Here is a 14,737-nt window from a genome sequence, read left to right as displayed (position 1 = left end):
GAAAGACGCCCCCTTCACCGGTACGCCCGGGAAGCCGGCGTCGAAAGCGGTCTGAAGAAGACCGCGTCCGCCCGGCTCGATTGTGCTCGGGCCGCAGGCATGGCTACAGGAGGGACGCCGTGACCACCATGAACGAGGGCACCGCCAATGGAATCGGTGCCGAGCTGACCCACGAAGAGATCTTCGCCGCGCACGAAGGGGGCAAGCTCACCGCATCGGTGACCGCTCCGCTCGACAGCGCGCGCGACCTGTCCATCGCGTACACACCCGGGGTGGCGCAGGTGAGCCGGGCGATCGCGAGCGATCCGTCCCTGGCTGACCGCTACACCTGGACACAGCGGCTGGTCGCCGTGGTCAGCGACGGGTCGGCGGTCCTCGGGCTGGGCGACATCGGGCCGAAGGCCTCGCTGCCGGTCATGGAGGGCAAGTCCGCGCTGTTCAAGACCTTCGCCGGGCTCGACTCGATCCCGCTGGTCCTGGACACCAACGACGTCGACGAGATCGTGGAGACGCTGGTCCGGCTGCGCCCCTCGTTCGGTGCGGTGAACCTGGAGGACATCTCCGCCCCGCGCTGCTTCGAGCTGGAGCGCAGGGTGACCGAGGCGCTGGACTGCCCGGTCATGCACGACGACCAGCACGGCACCGCCGTCGTGGTGCTGGCCGCGCTGCGCAACGCCGCACGCGTCGCCGGACGCGACCTCGGATCGCTCAGGGTCGTCATCTCCGGTGCCGGTGCTGCGGGTGTCGCCTGCGCGAAGATCCTGCACACCGCCGGTGTCGGCGAGATCGTCGTGCTGGACTCGCGCGGCGTGATCAGCGCCGGTCGCGACGGGCTCACCCCGATCAAGGAAGAGCTGACCACCTTCACCAACCCGCGTGGCATCACCGGCGGGCCCGCCGAGGCGATGCGTGGTGCCGACGTGTTCATCGGCGTCTCGGTCGGCCAGGTCCCGGAGGAGCAGGTGGCCATGATGGCCGAGGACTCGATCGTCTTCGCGCTGTCGAACCCGGACCCGGAGGTCCACCCGGACATCGCGGGCAAGTACGCGTCGGTCGTCGCCACCGGTCGCAGCGACTTCCCGAACCAGATCAACAACGTGCTCGCGTTCCCCGGCATCTTCAAGGGTGCCCTCGACGCGGGGGCGCGGGCCATCACCGACGGCATGAAGGTCGCCGCGGCCGAGGCCATCGCGGCCGTGGCCGCCGACGACCTCAGCGCCGACTACATCGTCCCCTCGCCGCTGGACCCGCGGGTCGCCCCCGCTGTCAGCGCCGCGGTGGCGAAGGCGGCCCGTGCTGAAGGTGTGGCCACGGCGTGATCGTCGAACCCTGTCGTCGGCCGGTCGGTCGGCGGTAGGTTCTGCACCGGCATCGAGTGGGGCCGGGAGAGTCCTTCATGGCTCTCCCGGCCCCACTCGTCGGTGGCGTCGGGAAAAACGACTTCACGAAGAATTCGGTAGTCGGCGTCATCATGTCGGGCGAAGGCTGTCACCTCTTCAGGGAACTGGCCTCAGGGCCCGGCACCATGGCGATACCGGCCGTGCGCGGACCGGTAGGGTCTGCGATGCGATTCGCTGTGGCGCGCATCACTCGGTGATGGGGTCATCGGGGCCGACGACGGCCGTTGCGCGGCTGCGACGCAGGAGGGGTGCAGTTGACCGAGCGGAGCGAGCGGACCCGGACGTCGGCGACGTCCGGGGGACTCGGGTTGGCTGGCACCCGAGCGCGCGTGCAAGGGCTGCACGCCGTGCTGCCCGACGCCCCCGCGCTGCTCAGCGCGGAAGACGGCTTCATCATCGCCGCCACCCGGCAGGCCGCCACGTTGGCCGGGCGCCTCGACCCCGGGGAGCTCATCGGCCGCAAGCTCGCCGACCTCGTCGAACGCGAAGGCCGCCAGACCTGGTTGCTCGGGTCTCCCGAGCGCACCCCCGTCCGGCTCCAGGTCTGGCCGCACCCCGATGACGAGACGCTGCAGGTCACGCTGCTCATCGACGTCTCCGACCTCACCGAAGACCCACCGGACGCCGCGGGCGGTCCGCGCGACTCCGAAGAGCGCTACTGGCTCATCGACGCCCAGCGCCTCGCCAAGGTCGCCAGCTGGGTGTACTACCCCGACACCGGGGTGATCTACCGCAGCCCGCTGCTCGCGGAGTTCCTCGGCGCGGGCGGCGCCGAGCACGCCGACGACATCACGGCGATGATCTCCACGACCCACCCCGACGACCGCGAACGCGCGGCCGAGTTCTACACCAAGGTGCTCTCCGCCGCCGAAGGTGAACTGCTCGAGACGGAGCTGCGCAACCTGCACGGCACCCGCGTGTTCCTGTGCACCGGACGCGCCGAGTACGACCGGGCCGGACAGATCGTGCGGGTGCAGGGCACCGTCCAGGACGTCACCGAGCACCGCGCCCTCGAGCGCCAGTTGCGCGACGAACGCCGCCGGCTGCAGGACGCGCAGCGCATCGCCCGGCTCGGCACCTGGGAAGTCGATCCGCGCACCAACGTCATGCGGCTGTCGAGCATGCTCCACGAGATCCTCGGCCAGCCGGTCAGCACCGCAGGCACCTTCGACCGCTACCTCGACCGCGTGCACCCCGACGACCGCGAATGGGTGCGGCAGGCGTGGCGCCCGCTGCTCGAACGCGGCGCGCCCGTCGAGATCGAGCACCGCTACGTGCGCTCCGAGGGCACCACCCGCATCCTGCGGCTGCACGGCACCAAGATCGCCGACGCCGACGGCAGGGACCTCTTCGTCGGCACCGCGCAGGACGTCACCGAGCAGCGGGCCGTGGTCACCCGGATGGAACGTTCCAGCCAGCGCTTCTCCGACCTGGTCAACATCACCCCGGTCGGGATCGGGCTCTTCGACCGCACCGAACGGCTCGTCAACGCCAACGACGCCCTCTGCGACCTGCTCGGGTACCGGCTGGACCAGATGCGCGGGCTGAGCACCCGCGACATCACCCACCCCGACGAGGTCGACCCCAGCCTGCCCGCGCCCGACGAGAGCAGCGGTGTCCGCAGGCGCGCGCCGCAGCGCGTCATGGTGCGCGCCGACGGCGAACCCGTCTACTGCGAACTGCACACCTCCAGCTCCGTGCAGGACGACGGCACCGAGTTCTGGCTGGTGGTGTTCCAGGACATCACCGAGCGCCGCCGTGCCGCCGAAGCCCTGCGCTACCAGGCCACCCACGACGACCTGACCGGCCTGCCCAACCGCACCGCCGTCAAGGAACTGCTCGGACGCCTCATGGGACGGGCGGACTCACCCGAGATCGCGGTGCTGTTCTGCGACATCGACAACTTCAAGCGCGTCAACGACTCCCTCGGCCACGACGCCGGCGACGAACTGCTCGTGGCCCTGGCCCGGCGCCTGGAAGGCGGGCTGCCCGAGGAGTGCACGGCCGCGCGGCTGTCCGGCGACGAGTTCGTCATCATCTGCTCCGACGTCGAAGCCTGCGGGGGAGTCGACCAGCTCGCCACCCGCGTTTCCGCCCTGCTGCGCACGGCCGTGCCCGTGCACGGCCAGCTGGTCCGGGTGTCCTCGTCGATCGGAGCTGCCGTGCCCAACGGCTCCGGGGCCGGTGGTGAAGACCTCCTGCGCTTCGCCGACGCCGCCATGTTCGAAGCGAAACGGCGTGGCAGCGGCAAGGTTTCGTTGGCCAGCCCGGCCTTGATGGCCGCCGCCGACCGCCAGCTGCACCTCGAAGGTCAGCTGCGCGAAGCGTTGAGCAACGACGGTCTCGCCCTGCACTACCAGCCGGTCGTCGACGCCGAAGGCACCGTGGTCAGCGCCGAAGCGCTGATCCGCTGGCCGCACCCGGAACGCGGCATGCTCTCGCCCGACGCGTTCCTGCCGGTCGCCGAACAAGGGGACCTGCTGCGCGAACTCGACCGCTGGGTGCTGCGGACGGCGCTGCGCGAAGCCTCGTCCTGGCCGGTGCGCAAGGGCCGTCCCGTCAGCATCGCGGTCAACCTGGCCGGTCTGGTGCCGGGCGGACCCGACTTCGTCGACTCCGTCGCCGACATCGTCGCCGAGACCGGCATCGCGTGGGACCGGGTCATCCTGGAACTGGTGGAGACCGCGCTGGTCGACCTGCCCTCGCGCACCCGGCACGAGATGGGTGAACTCGTCTCCCGCGGCGTGCGGTTCGCGGTCGACGACTTCGGCACCGGGTACTCGTCGTTGGCCAGGCTCAAGGACCTGCCCGCCCAGATCATCAAGGTCGACCGCCGCTTCGTGGCCGGGGTCGGCGGCGACCCGTCCGACTTCGCCGTCGCCCGCGCCGTGGTCGACATGGCCTACGCCATGGACCGCCAGTGCGTGGCCGAAGGCGTCGAGGACGCCACCCAGTTCCGGCTGCTGCGCGGTGTCGGCGTCGAGGCCTACCAGGGCTGGTTGTTCTCCGGCGCGGTTCCCGCTCCGAAGTTCCGCGACATGCTCGCCGACGGGCCGCTCATCATCCCGTAGCCGACCGCGGCGTCACCGCATCCGGTGCAGGACGTCGGCGATGCGGTGCCGCGGCAGGTCGATGAGCCTGAGCTCGAGGTCGTGCGGGTGCGGCGCCACCTCGGCGACCTTCTCCCGGGCTTGGCGTTTCGTCAGGCCCTCGTCCTGCGCGATGAGCGCTTCCCGCCAGATGTTGCCCAGCTTGCCGTGGGCCCGTTGCAACAGGAAGTCGGCCGCCGATCCGGTGTCCGCGCGTGCGGCGACCACGACGGCGTGCTTGCCGTCCGGGGTGCTGCGGTGCAGCTTCAGCCGGTACTTGTCCGCCACCAGGTCGCGCAGCTCTGACTGGGCGCGCTCGTTGGTGATGTCCGGGTGGTTGTTGTCCAGCACGAAGGCGACCTTCTCCGCGTTGCAGGCCAGCAGCATCCGCAACAGCCACGGGCCCGGGTCCGCCCGCAGGTCGAACGCCACGGGATCCGTGCCGCGCACCGGCCGTGCCCACCCGGCCCGGCGCAGCTCGGCCACCGGGGCATCGAGCCGTTCAGCCGCTGCGCGCGGCAAAGCCTCCGGCGTGCCGGTCGAGGCCTCCACCGACTGCGGGCCGTGGGTGTAGATCGCCTGGTCCTGGCGCAGCGCCAGCTTGCGGGTGTGCGCGGTTGGCTGGCACACGTACAGGTCGCTGGCGCTGCCGATGGCCTGCGCTCCGCTGTAGCGGTTGAACTGCGGGAGGATCGCCTCGAACACGAAGCCCAGTCGCAGCAGCTCCTGCTGGACCTTCCACCCCAACGCCGGGGTCCGCGCGCTGTAGCCGTAGGCCAGGAACATCCGGCTGCCGCCCGGGGCCAGGCACTCGGCGGCCCGCGTCGAGAACAGGCCGATCCCTTCCGGGGTGTAGGGCGGGTCGGTGAACACCGCGTCCGCCCAGTCCTCCACGCTCGGCGGCAACCCGAAGCGCAGGTCCGCGTGGGTGGTGCCGATGCTGGAACCCCGCTCGGCCGCGACGGTGTCGATGTGCTGCAGGATGCGCTCGTCGAGGTCCACCACCCGCACGTCCGCTGACGGCACCACCAGCGACAGGGCCAGCGACGTCAGGTCGTGGTCACCCAGGCACAACACCTTCCGGCCCGCCAGGTCGTAGTGGTCGCGCAACCACGAGGCGCGCCGCAACGCCGTTTCCGGAGTGGCGGTGACGTGGTCCAGCGCCGACTCCGGCCGGGGGCCCGTTTCGACGAACCCGCGCATCACCTCCACCAGCTCGGCGTCGAGGTCACCTTCTTCCCGCGGGACCGCGAGTTCGTCGAGGGACAGCTCCTGCCGGTAGAGCGGGAGGGAGGAGTCCTCGAGGCGGAACGCGCCGGACTGCTCGGCGACGTCGTCACCGGCGGCGGCGAGCACCTGCTCGACCGTGCGGCGCGCCACCCCGGTCCGCTGGATCAGCTCGTCCAGCGACCGCGGTCCTGCGGCGAGTTCCGCCAGCACACGGCGCACGTGGAGACCGAGCAGACCGTGCTCCTCGCGGAGTTCGCGGACGGCTTCGATCGGGGAGGAGGAAGGGGTGTTGTCCATGGGAGTGCAAAGCCTAATCGGTGCGGGAATTCCGGGGCGGTCGCGTTCGCGCCTCCTGCCGATGATTCAACGCGCTGCGAGTTCCCGCATCATGAGAGCAGGTCACGCAACGGTCTCAGTGGATCGCGGGAAGTGGACCGCCCGGCTAGGGTCGGCCGGGTTTGGGGGACCCGCGCGAGAGGGGGCTCGCTTGATCGAGTTCCAGTCCGTCCGAAAGCAGTACCCGAACGGCACTGTCGCCGTCGAGGAGCTGAGCTTGTCCGTGGAAACGGGGACCATCACGGTGCTGGTGGGGCCCTCCGGGTGCGGGAAGACCACCTTGATGCGGATGGTCAACCGCATGATCGAGCCCTCCTCGGGCACCGTCTCCGTCAACGGCACCGACGTCCGCGACCGGGACCCCGCGCAGCTGCGCCGAGGGATCGGCTACGTCATCCAGCAGGCGGGCCTGTTCCCGCACCGGACCGTGCTCGACAACATCGCCACCGTCCCGCTGCTCGCGGGGGGAACCCGCCGCGCCGCCCGCCACCGCGCCGGTGAGCTCCTCGACCTCGTCGGCCTGCCGGCCGAACTCGGCACGCGGTACCCGGCACAGCTGTCCGGGGGCCAGCAGCAACGCGTCGGTGTCGCGCGAGCGCTTGCCGCCGACCCGCCGGTGCTGCTGATGGACGAACCCTTCAGCGCCGTCGACCCCGTCGTCCGCGAAGGGCTGCAGGACGAACTGCTGCGGCTGCAGGACGAACTCGGGAAGACCGTCCTGTTCGTCACCCACGACATCGACGAGGCCGTCAAGGTCGGCGAGAAGGTCGCGGTGCTGCGCCAAGGCGGACACCTCGCGCAGTACGCACGGCCCGACGACCTGCTGGCCTCACCTTCCGACGACTTCGTGACCTCCTTCGTCGGCCGCGACCGCGGCTACCGTCGGCTGTCCTTCGTGGACGCCGCGAACCTGCGTCCCAGCCCGGTCCCGACAGTGCGGTTGGGAGGAAGGATCCCTTCCGACGACCGCTGGCGGCTGGCGGTGGATGAAGGGGACCGGCCACGCGGCTGGCTGCCCCCGGGCGCCGGCTCGGCCGGGCCGCTCCGCGAGGACGAGCTCGTGGCCGGAGGGTCGCTGCACGCGGAGCACGGGAGCCTCCGCGGCGCTCTGGACGCCGCGCTGTCGGCACCCTCCGGACTCGGTGTCGTCGTCAACGCCGCCGGGGCCGCGGTCGGCGTCGTCACGGCCGACGAAGTGCTGTCACTGCTGGACGGGCACCGGGCAGCGACATGATCGACTTCTTCGGTTCGCCCAGCAACCGGGAACTGGTGGTCACCCAGCTCGGTGAGCACCTCTACCTGTCGTTGCTGCCGCTGCTGTTCGGCGTGCTGCTCGCCCTGCCGCTGGGGCGGCTCGCGCAACGCGTCGGGTGGCTGCGCGAAGCGCTGCAGAACGTCGCGAACGTCTTCTACACCATCCCTTCCCTGGCGCTGTTCGTGCTCCTCCCCGGCCTGATGGGAACCCCGCTGCTGTCGCCGCTGAACGTCATCATCGCCCTGACGCTCTACACGGCGGCGCTGCTCGTGCGACCGGTGCGGGAAGCCCTGGACTCGGTCCCCGGGCACATCGTCGCCGCCGCCACCGCCATGGGCTACCGGCCGGGCCGGCGACTGGTCGCCGTGGAACTCCCCCTGGCGGTGCCGGTGCTGGCAGCGGCCGTGCGCGTGGCGTCGGTGAGCAACATCAGCCTCGTCAGCGTCGGCGCGCTGGTCGGGATCGGGGGGCTGGGAAGGCTTTTCACCGACGGTTTCCAGCGCGACTACCCCGAGCAGATCCTCATCGGCATCGTGCTGACCCTGCTGCTGGCGCTGGCGGTCGACCTCCTGCTGGTGCTGCTGTGGCGGCTCGCAACCCCGTGGGCGCGGCGATGATCGGCGAACTCATCACGTGGCTGAGCGATCCCGCGCACTGGAGCGGCCCGGACGGGATCCCCGCGCAGACGCTGCTGCACCTCTACTACTGCGTGCTCTCCGTGCTCGTCGCAGCCCTGATCGCCATCCCCCTCGGCGTCTACATCGGACACACCGGGCGCGGAGCGGTGCTGGTGGTCGGGATCAGCAACGCGGTGCGGGCCCTGCCCACGCTCGGCGTGGTCACGCTGCTCGTGCTCGGGTTCGGCCTCGGCGTCACCCCGGCGCTCGCGGGCCTGGTCGTCCTGGCGATCCCGGCGATCCTCTCCGGTGCCTACGCGGGCGTGCGCAACGCACCCGGCGACGCCGTCGACGCCGCGAAGGGGATGGGCATGCGACCCGCGCAGGTGCTGTGGCAGGTCGAGCTGCCCACCGCGCTGCCGCTGGTCCTCGGCGGTGTCCGCAGCGCGATGCTGCAGGTCGTGGCCACCGCCGCCGTCGCGGCCTACGTCGGACTCGGCGGGCTCGGACGCATCCTGCTGGACGGGTTGAAGATCAGCGACTACGCGCAGATGGCCTCCGCCGCGATCGCCATCGCGGTCCTGGCCGTGCTGCTCGACCTGGCGTTGGCCGGGCTCACCCGGCTCGTGGTGCCACGCGGTCTGCTCCTGGCCGCCCGACGAGGAGGTAGTGATCGATGAAACGACTGCTGGCCCTGGCCGCCGCCGCGGCAGTGGTGCTGACCGGATGCGGCACGCAGGACCCGCTGGAAGCCAACAAGGCGAAGGAGGGGCAGGTCGTCATCGGCTCAGCGGACTTCGCCGAGAGCGAGCTGCTGATGCACGTCTACGCCGAAGCGCTCAAGACCACCGGCTCCGACGTGCAGACCCGCCCCCGCATCGGTGCCCGCGAGTTCTACGTCAACGCCGTCCGCGGCGGTGAGCTCACGCTGGTCCCCGAGTACACCGGCAACCTGCTGGAGTTCCTCGACCCGGCCTCGACCGCCACCGAGTCGCAGCAGGTCTACGACCAGCTCAGCAGCAAGGTCGGTCCTGAGGTGGAACTGCTCGAGCAGTCCCCCGCCGAAGACTCCGACGTCCTCGCCGTCACCAGGGCCACCGCCGACACCGGACTGCGCTCCATGGCCGACCTGGGACCGCGCTGCGGCGACATGGTCCTCGGCGCCCCGGCGGAGTGGAAGGACCGGTGGGAAGCCAAGATCGCACAGGACTACGGCTGCACGTTCAAGGAGATCCGCAGCGTCGAAGCCGGCACCATCACCGTCAACGCCCTGCTCTCCGGCGAGGTCCAGGCCGCGAACCTGTTCACCACCTCGTCGCAGATCGAGGCCAACGACCTGGTGGAGCTCGACGACCCGAAGAACATGTTCCCGGCCCAGAACGTGGTGCCGCTCGTCGGCAAGGGCAAGCTGACACCGCCGCAGGTCGAGGCGCTCAACAAGGTCAGCCGTGCGCTGACCACCGAGAAGCTGACCGAGCTCAACAAGCGGCTCGAGGTCGACAAGGCCAACCCCGCCGACCTCGCCAAGGAGTTCGTCGCCACCGCCGGTCTCTGACCACGCTCGACCGGCCGCCTCGGCGGCGGCCGGTCAAGCGGTGCGGCCCCTGATCCGGGCGGTGAGCGCCGCGGCCGCGTGCGCGACGTCCTCGGCGAGCTCCGGCCACGTCCCACCGCAGGCGGGCGCCTCGCACGAGTGGCGGAAGGTGACCGCGACCGCGGCGATCGGCCTCGCCGTGTGGTCGAACACCGGGCACGCCACCGAGGCGAACCCGGCCGTCACGAGGCCGTCCTCCACCGCCCAGCCGCGGCGGCGTTCCTCCGCCAGCAGCCGGCGCAGCTCCGGCAGGTTCCGCGGCCCCCTGTCCGTGCGCAGCACGAAGTGCTCGGTGGAAGGGAACATCGCACGCACCTGCGCCGCCGGCAGGTGCGCCAGCATCGCCCTGCCCGACGCCGGCAGTTGCGCGGGCAGCCGCACCCCGACATCGGTGACCAGCGTCTGCGGTTGTGAAGGGCGCTCCTTGACCAGGTAGAGCAGCTCCCCGCCGTGCAGCACGCCGAGCTGCGCAGTGCGCCCCACCCGGTCCACCAGCCGCCGCAGGACCGGTCCCGCCAAGCGCTCGAGGGGGTCGTGGCGCAGGTACGCCGAACCGAGCTCGAACGCCGCCACCCCCAGCCCGTAGCGGCGCTCCTCCGGCAGGTGCACCACGAACCCGCCCGCCACCAGCTCCGCCAGCAAGTGGTACGTCGTCGACCTCGGCAGGTCGAGCTCGCGGGCCAGCACACCTGCCGACACCGGCCCCGCTCTCCCGGCCAGCGCCCGCAAGATCGCCAGCCCGCGCCGCAGCGCGGGCACATCGCTGCTCTCACCCACGCCTGAAGTCTGGCATCTCAGACAGAGTCCCTCCACCAGGTCTTCTGCCAGGAGCCTCGGCGAGCTGGGATGGGGACATGCACAACGAGTTGTTCATCGGTCCGCAGCCGCCGTCGCGAGCGGACGTCGTGGCGGTCGCGCGCGGGGGAAGTGCCGTGCGGCTCAGCGAGCTCGCCGAAGAAGGCATCGCCAAGACCCGCGAGCACATCGACGCGCTGGCCGCTGAGGAACGACCCGTCTACGGGGTGTCCACCGGGTTCGGCGCCCTGGCCGTGCGCCACATCCCCCGCGACCGCAGGGCCGCGCTGCAGCAGTCCTTCGTCCGGTCCCACGCGGCAGGCGCCGGTGACCACGTCGAACCCGAAGTCGTGCGCGCGCAGATGCTGCTGCGCCTGCACACCATCGCCACCGGTCGCACCGGCGTGCGACCCGAAACCGCCCACGCCCTGGTGGGGATGCTCAACGCGGGGATCGTTCCCCTCGTGCACGAGCACGGCTCCCTCGGCTGCTCCGGCGACCTCGCACCGCTGGCGACCGTTGCCCTGGCGCTCACCGGCGAAGGGGAGGTCCTCGACGCCGCCGGGCAGCGACGCCCCGCAGTCGAGGCGCTCGCCGACGCCGGTGTCGAACCGGTCGTGCTGGCGGAGAAGGAAGGCCTCGCCCTCACCAACGGCACCGACGGCATGCTCGGCATGCTGGTGCTGGCGCTGCACGACATCCACCAGCTGATCGACGTCGCCGACCTCACCGCCGCCATGAGCGTCGAGGCCCTGCTGGGCACCGACCGCACCTTCGCCGCCGACCTGCAAGCGCTCCGCCCGCACCCGGGGCAAGCCGTCTCAGCCGCGAGGATGGCCTCCTTCCTCGCAGGCTCCCCGATCGTCGCCAGCCACCGCGGACCCGACTGCCCGCGAGTGCAGGACGCCTACTCGCTGCGCTGCGCACCCCAGGTCCACGGCGCCGCCCGCGACACCGTCGGCCACGCCGAGAACGTCGCCGACCGGGAACTCGCGGCGGCCATCGACAACCCCGTGGTGCTGCCCGACGGGCGCATCGAGTCCAACGGCAACTTCCACGGCGCCCCGCTCGGGTACGTCCTGGACTTCCTGGCCATCGCGCTGGCCGACATGGCCGGCATGTGCGAGCGCCGCACCGACCGGATGCTCGACGTCGCCCGGTCGCACGGCCTGCCGGCCTTCCTCGCCGACGACCCCGGAGTCGACTCCGGGCACATGATCGCCCACTACACCCAGGCCGGGATCACCGCTGAGCTCAAACGCCTCGCCGTGCCGGCCTCGGTGGACACCATCCCCACCAGCGCCATGCAGGAAGACCACGTGTCCATGGGCTGGGCCGCCGCCCGCAAGCTGCGCCGCGCGGTCGACGGGCTCACCACCGTGCTGGCCGTCGAACTGCTCACCGCCGCCCGCGCCCTCGACCTGCGCGCGCCCCTGGACCCCGGGCCCGCCACCGGAGCCGCCCGCGACCTGCTGCGCCGGCACGTGCCCGGCCCTGGCCCGGACCGGCACGTCGCCCCCGAGATCGCCACAGCAGAACACCTCATCCGCACCGGCGAAGTCCTCACCGCCGCCGAAACAGGGAGGGACCGATGACCGACGTGCGCGCCCCACGAGGCACGACGCCGACCGCCCGCAGCTGGAGCACCGAGGCGCCGCTGCGCATGCTGCAGAACAACCTCGACCCCGATGTCGCCGAACGCCCGCAAGACCTCGTCGTCTACGGAGGAACCGGCAAAGCCGCGCGCAACTGGGCCTGCTACCACGCGATCGTGCGCGAACTGGCCACCCTCGGCGACGACGAGACGCTGCTGGTGCAGTCGGGCAAACCCGTCGGCGTGCTGCGCACCCACGAATGGGCACCACGGGTGCTCATCGCCAACTCCAACCTCGTCGGCGACTGGGCGAACTGGACGGAGTTCCGGCGCCTCGACGAGCTCGGCCTGATGATGTACGGGCAGATGACCGCCGGGTCCTGGATCTACATCGGCACCCAAGGGATCCTCCAAGGCACCTACGAGACCTTCGGTGCCATCGCCGCCAAGCGCTTCGGCGGAACGCTCGCCGGAACGCTGACCATCACCGCCGGACTCGGCGGCATGGGCGGCGCCCAACCGCTGGCGATCACCATGAACGAAGGCGTCGCGCTGGTCGTCGAGTGCGACCCGGAACGCGCCCACCGCCGCGCCCGCCAGGGCTACCTCGACGACGTCGCCGACTCCCTCGACGACGCCCTCGACAAGGCCCTCGCCGCGAAGGCGGACCGCCGCGCCTACTCCGTGGCCGTCATCGGCAACGCCGCACAGCTGCTGCCCGAAATGCTGCGGCGCGGGGTGCCCGCCGACATCGTCACCGACCAGACCTCCGCCCACGACCCCCTCTCGTACCTCCCGCTGGGTGTGGACCTCGAGGACTGGGCCGACTACGCCGCCCGCAAACCCGACGAGTTCACCACCCGCGCGCGGGAATCCATGGCACGCCACGTCGAGGCGATGGTCGGATTCCTCGACGCCGGCGCCGAGGTCTTCGACTACGGCAACTCGCTGCGCGGGGAAGCCCAGCTCGCCGGCTACGAGCGCGCCTTCGCCTACCCGGGTTTCGTCCCCGCCTACATCCGGCCGCTGTTCTGCGAGGGGAAAGGCCCCTTCAGGTGGGCAGCGCTCTCCGGCGACCCCGCCGACATCGCCAAGACCGACCAAGCGGTGCTGGAGCTCTTCGGCGACGACGAGCACCTCGCGCGCTGGCTGCGGCTGGCCGGCAGGAAGGTTCCCTTCCACGGCCTTCCGGCCCGGATCTGCTGGCTCGGTTACGGCGAGCGCGCCGCCGCCGGACTGCGGTTCAACGAGATGGTCGCCTCGGGTGAGCTCAGCGCCCCGGTCGTCCTCGGCCGCGACCACCTCGACTGCGGCTCGGTCGCCTCGCCCTACCGGGAGACCGAGGCGATGGCCGATTCCTCCGACGCCGTCGCCGACTGGCCGCTGCTCAACGCCCTGGTCAACACCGCCTCCGGCGCGACCTGGGTGTCGCTGCACCACGGTGGCGGCGTGGGCATGGGCCGGTCCCTGCACGCCGGTCAGGTCACGGTCGCCGACGGCACCGCGCTCGCCGCGCAGAAACTCGAACGCGTGCTCACCAACGACCCCGGCATGGGCGTCATCCGGCACGTCGACGCCGGGTACGAGCGCGCCGAGGAGGTCGCCGCGCAGCGCGGCGTGCGCACCCCGCTGGTGAGCCGATGAGCGGCCTCGACGCGATCGCCGGCATCGGCGCGGACCGGCGACGCGGCGGCTACTCGCGGCACCTGTTCGACGACGCCGAACAGCAGCTGCGCGAGTGGTTCGTCGAGCAGGCCGAGAAGCGCGGGTTGTCGGTGGAAACCGATGTCAACACCAACATATGGGCCTGGTGGGGCCCGCCCGGGCCCGGCGCCGTCGTGACCGGCAGCCACCTCGACTCGGTCCCCGGCGGCGGTGCCTTCGACGGTCCCCTGGGCGTGGTCAGCGCGCTGGAAGCGGTGGACCTCCTGCGCGAGCGCGGGTTCCGGCCGCGCACGCCGCTGGCCGTGGTGGTGTTCGCCGAAGAGGAGGGCGGTCGCTTCGGCGTGCCCTGCCTGGGTTCCCGGCTGATGACGGGAACCATCAACGCGGACCACGCCCGCAACCTGCGCGACCCCGACGGCCGCACCCTCGCCGAAGCGCTTCGCGCCTTCGGCGCAGACCCGGCGCGCATCGGTCGCGACGACACCGCCCTCGACCGCATCGACACCGTCGTCGAACTGCACGTGGAACAGGGCAAGGGACTGGTCGACTGGGGACACCCGGTCGCCGTGGCCGACTCGATCCTCGGGCACGGCAGGTGGCGGTTCCGCTTCCACGGCCAGGGCAACCACGCGGGAGCCACGCCCATCGACGACCGCAACGACCCGATGGTTCCCGCCGCGCAACTCGTCCTCGCAGCACGCCGCACGGCTGCCGGCACGCCCGACGGCCGCGCCACGGTCGGCAGGCTCGTGACCAACCCGGGCGGTACCAACGTCATCGCCTCCGCCGTGGACGTCCACCTGGACGCCCGCGCTCCCCGCGGTGCCCGGGACATGGTGCAGGAGTTGACCGGGCAGGCACGGGAATTCGCAGCCCAGGAGGGGTGCCGGGTGGAGGTGGTCGAGGAGTCGTTCGGCGACACCGTCCACTTCGACCCCGCGCTGCGGGACCGGTTGCGCGGAGTCCTCGACGACGTGCCGGCGCTGCCCACCGGCGCCGGTCACGACGCGGGCATCCTCGCAGCGGAGAAGCCCACGGCGATGTTGTTCGTGCGCAACCCGACCGGCATCAGCCACGCGCCGGAGGAGCACGCGACCGCCGGGGACTGCGAGGAAGGTTCCCACGCACTGGCCCGCGTCCTGGCAGACCTGGCGGGGTGAGC

At 71.5% G+C, this 14,737-nt stretch carries 11 protein-coding genes; 9 read left to right on the top strand and 2 right to left on the bottom strand.

The features are described from left to right. Positions 1–119: 119 nt before the first annotated feature. A complete protein-coding gene (locus tag EIL87_RS23735; RefSeq protein WP_125092809.1) occupies positions 120–1,319 on the top strand; it encodes an NAD(P)-dependent malic enzyme in 1,200 nt (399 codons plus the stop codon). A 410-nt stretch (positions 1,320–1,729) separates the two neighbouring features. Beyond that, positions 1,730–4,471 (top strand): sensor domain-containing protein, encoded by a 2,742-nt coding sequence (locus tag EIL87_RS23730; protein WP_233576532.1) that lies wholly within the window; start codon positions 1,730–1,732, stop codon positions 4,469–4,471. A gap of 12 nt (positions 4,472–4,483) precedes the next feature. On the opposite strand, the gene EIL87_RS23725 is transcribed toward EIL87_RS23730, so the two are convergent. After that, entirely contained in the window at positions 4,484–6,016 is a 1,533-nt protein-coding gene (locus tag EIL87_RS23725) for a bis-aminopropyl spermidine synthase family protein (protein ID WP_125092807.1), read from the bottom strand. Between the two features lie 190 nt (positions 6,017–6,206). On the opposite strand from EIL87_RS23725, the gene EIL87_RS23720 reads away from it, so the two are divergent. Genes EIL87_RS23720 through EIL87_RS23705 form a run of 4 tightly spaced genes read left to right on the top strand, consistent with a single transcriptional unit; the run spans position 6,207 to position 9,482 of the window. Further along, positions 6,207–7,289 carry an ABC transporter ATP-binding protein gene (locus EIL87_RS23720; RefSeq protein WP_199740587.1) on the top strand — a complete coding sequence of 361 codons (1,083 nt, stop codon included), beginning with the start codon at positions 6,207–6,209 and terminating at the stop codon, positions 7,287–7,289. After that, positions 7,286–7,927: an ABC transporter permease gene (locus EIL87_RS23715; RefSeq protein WP_125092805.1), complete on the top strand. Its 642-nt coding sequence runs from the start codon at positions 7,286–7,288 to the stop codon at positions 7,925–7,927. The genes EIL87_RS23720 and EIL87_RS23715 overlap by 4 nt, the downstream gene beginning before the upstream one ends. Then, on the top strand, positions 7,924–8,607 hold the full coding sequence (locus EIL87_RS23710) for an ABC transporter permease (protein ID WP_125093318.1): 684 nt from the start codon (positions 7,924–7,926) through the stop codon (positions 8,605–8,607). The genes EIL87_RS23715 and EIL87_RS23710 overlap by 4 nt, the downstream gene beginning before the upstream one ends. After that, the gene (locus tag EIL87_RS23705; RefSeq protein ID WP_125092804.1) at positions 8,604–9,482 is read left to right on the top strand and encodes an ABC transporter substrate-binding protein; all 879 of its coding nucleotides are present in this window, start codon (positions 8,604–8,606) and stop codon (positions 9,480–9,482) included. The genes EIL87_RS23710 and EIL87_RS23705 overlap by 4 nt, the downstream gene beginning before the upstream one ends. Before the next feature lie 33 nt (positions 9,483–9,515). On the opposite strand, the gene EIL87_RS23700 is transcribed toward EIL87_RS23705, so the two are convergent. Next, positions 9,516–10,298: an IclR family transcriptional regulator gene (locus EIL87_RS23700; RefSeq protein WP_125092803.1), complete on the bottom strand. Its 783-nt coding sequence runs from the start codon at positions 10,296–10,298 to the stop codon at positions 9,516–9,518. A gap of 77 nt (positions 10,299–10,375) precedes the next feature. On the opposite strand from EIL87_RS23700, the gene hutH reads away from it, so the two are divergent. Genes hutH through EIL87_RS23685 form a run of 3 tightly spaced genes read left to right on the top strand, consistent with a single transcriptional unit; the run spans position 10,376 to position 14,735 of the window. After that, a complete protein-coding gene (hutH, locus tag EIL87_RS23695; RefSeq protein ID WP_125092802.1) occupies positions 10,376–11,911 on the top strand; it encodes a histidine ammonia-lyase in 1,536 nt (511 codons plus the stop codon). Further along, positions 11,908–13,554, top strand: a complete 1,647-nt coding sequence (gene hutU / locus EIL87_RS23690; protein WP_125092801.1) for a urocanate hydratase — start codon at positions 11,908–11,910, stop codon at positions 13,552–13,554. The genes hutH and hutU overlap by 4 nt, the downstream gene beginning before the upstream one ends. Further along, positions 13,551–14,735 (top strand): allantoate amidohydrolase, encoded by a 1,185-nt coding sequence (locus EIL87_RS23685; RefSeq protein ID WP_125092800.1) that lies wholly within the window; start codon positions 13,551–13,553, stop codon positions 14,733–14,735. The genes hutU and EIL87_RS23685 overlap by 4 nt, the downstream gene beginning before the upstream one ends. The last annotated feature ends 2 nt before the right edge of the window (positions 14,736–14,737 follow it).

The sequence above is a fragment of the Saccharopolyspora rhizosphaerae genome (assembly GCF_003931915.1).
Taxonomy (GTDB): Bacteria; Actinomycetota; Actinomycetes; order Mycobacteriales; family Pseudonocardiaceae; genus Saccharopolyspora; species Saccharopolyspora rhizosphaerae.
Note: the sequence above shows the minus strand (reverse complement) of the source record. Positions and strands in the feature narration are given on the sequence as shown.

Coding starts and splice junctions, on each gene's coding strand:
- hutH (WP_125092802.1), top strand. CDS start 10,376: ATGCACAACGAGTTGTTCATCGGTCCGCAGCCGCCGTCGCGAGCGGAC.
- EIL87_RS23705 (WP_125092804.1), top strand. CDS start 8,604: ATGAAACGACTGCTGGCCCTGGCCGCCGCCGCGGCAGTGGTGCTGACC.
- EIL87_RS23715 (WP_125092805.1), top strand. CDS start 7,286: ATGATCGACTTCTTCGGTTCGCCCAGCAACCGGGAACTGGTGGTCACC.
- EIL87_RS23710 (WP_125093318.1), top strand. CDS start 7,924: ATGATCGGCGAACTCATCACGTGGCTGAGCGATCCCGCGCACTGGAGC.
- hutU (WP_125092801.1), top strand. CDS start 11,908: ATGACCGACGTGCGCGCCCCACGAGGCACGACGCCGACCGCCCGCAGC.
- EIL87_RS23725 (WP_125092807.1), bottom strand. CDS start 6,016: ATGGACAACACCCCTTCCTCCTCCCCGATCGAAGCCGTCCGCGAACTC.
- EIL87_RS23685 (WP_125092800.1), top strand. CDS start 13,551: ATGAGCGGCCTCGACGCGATCGCCGGCATCGGCGCGGACCGGCGACGC.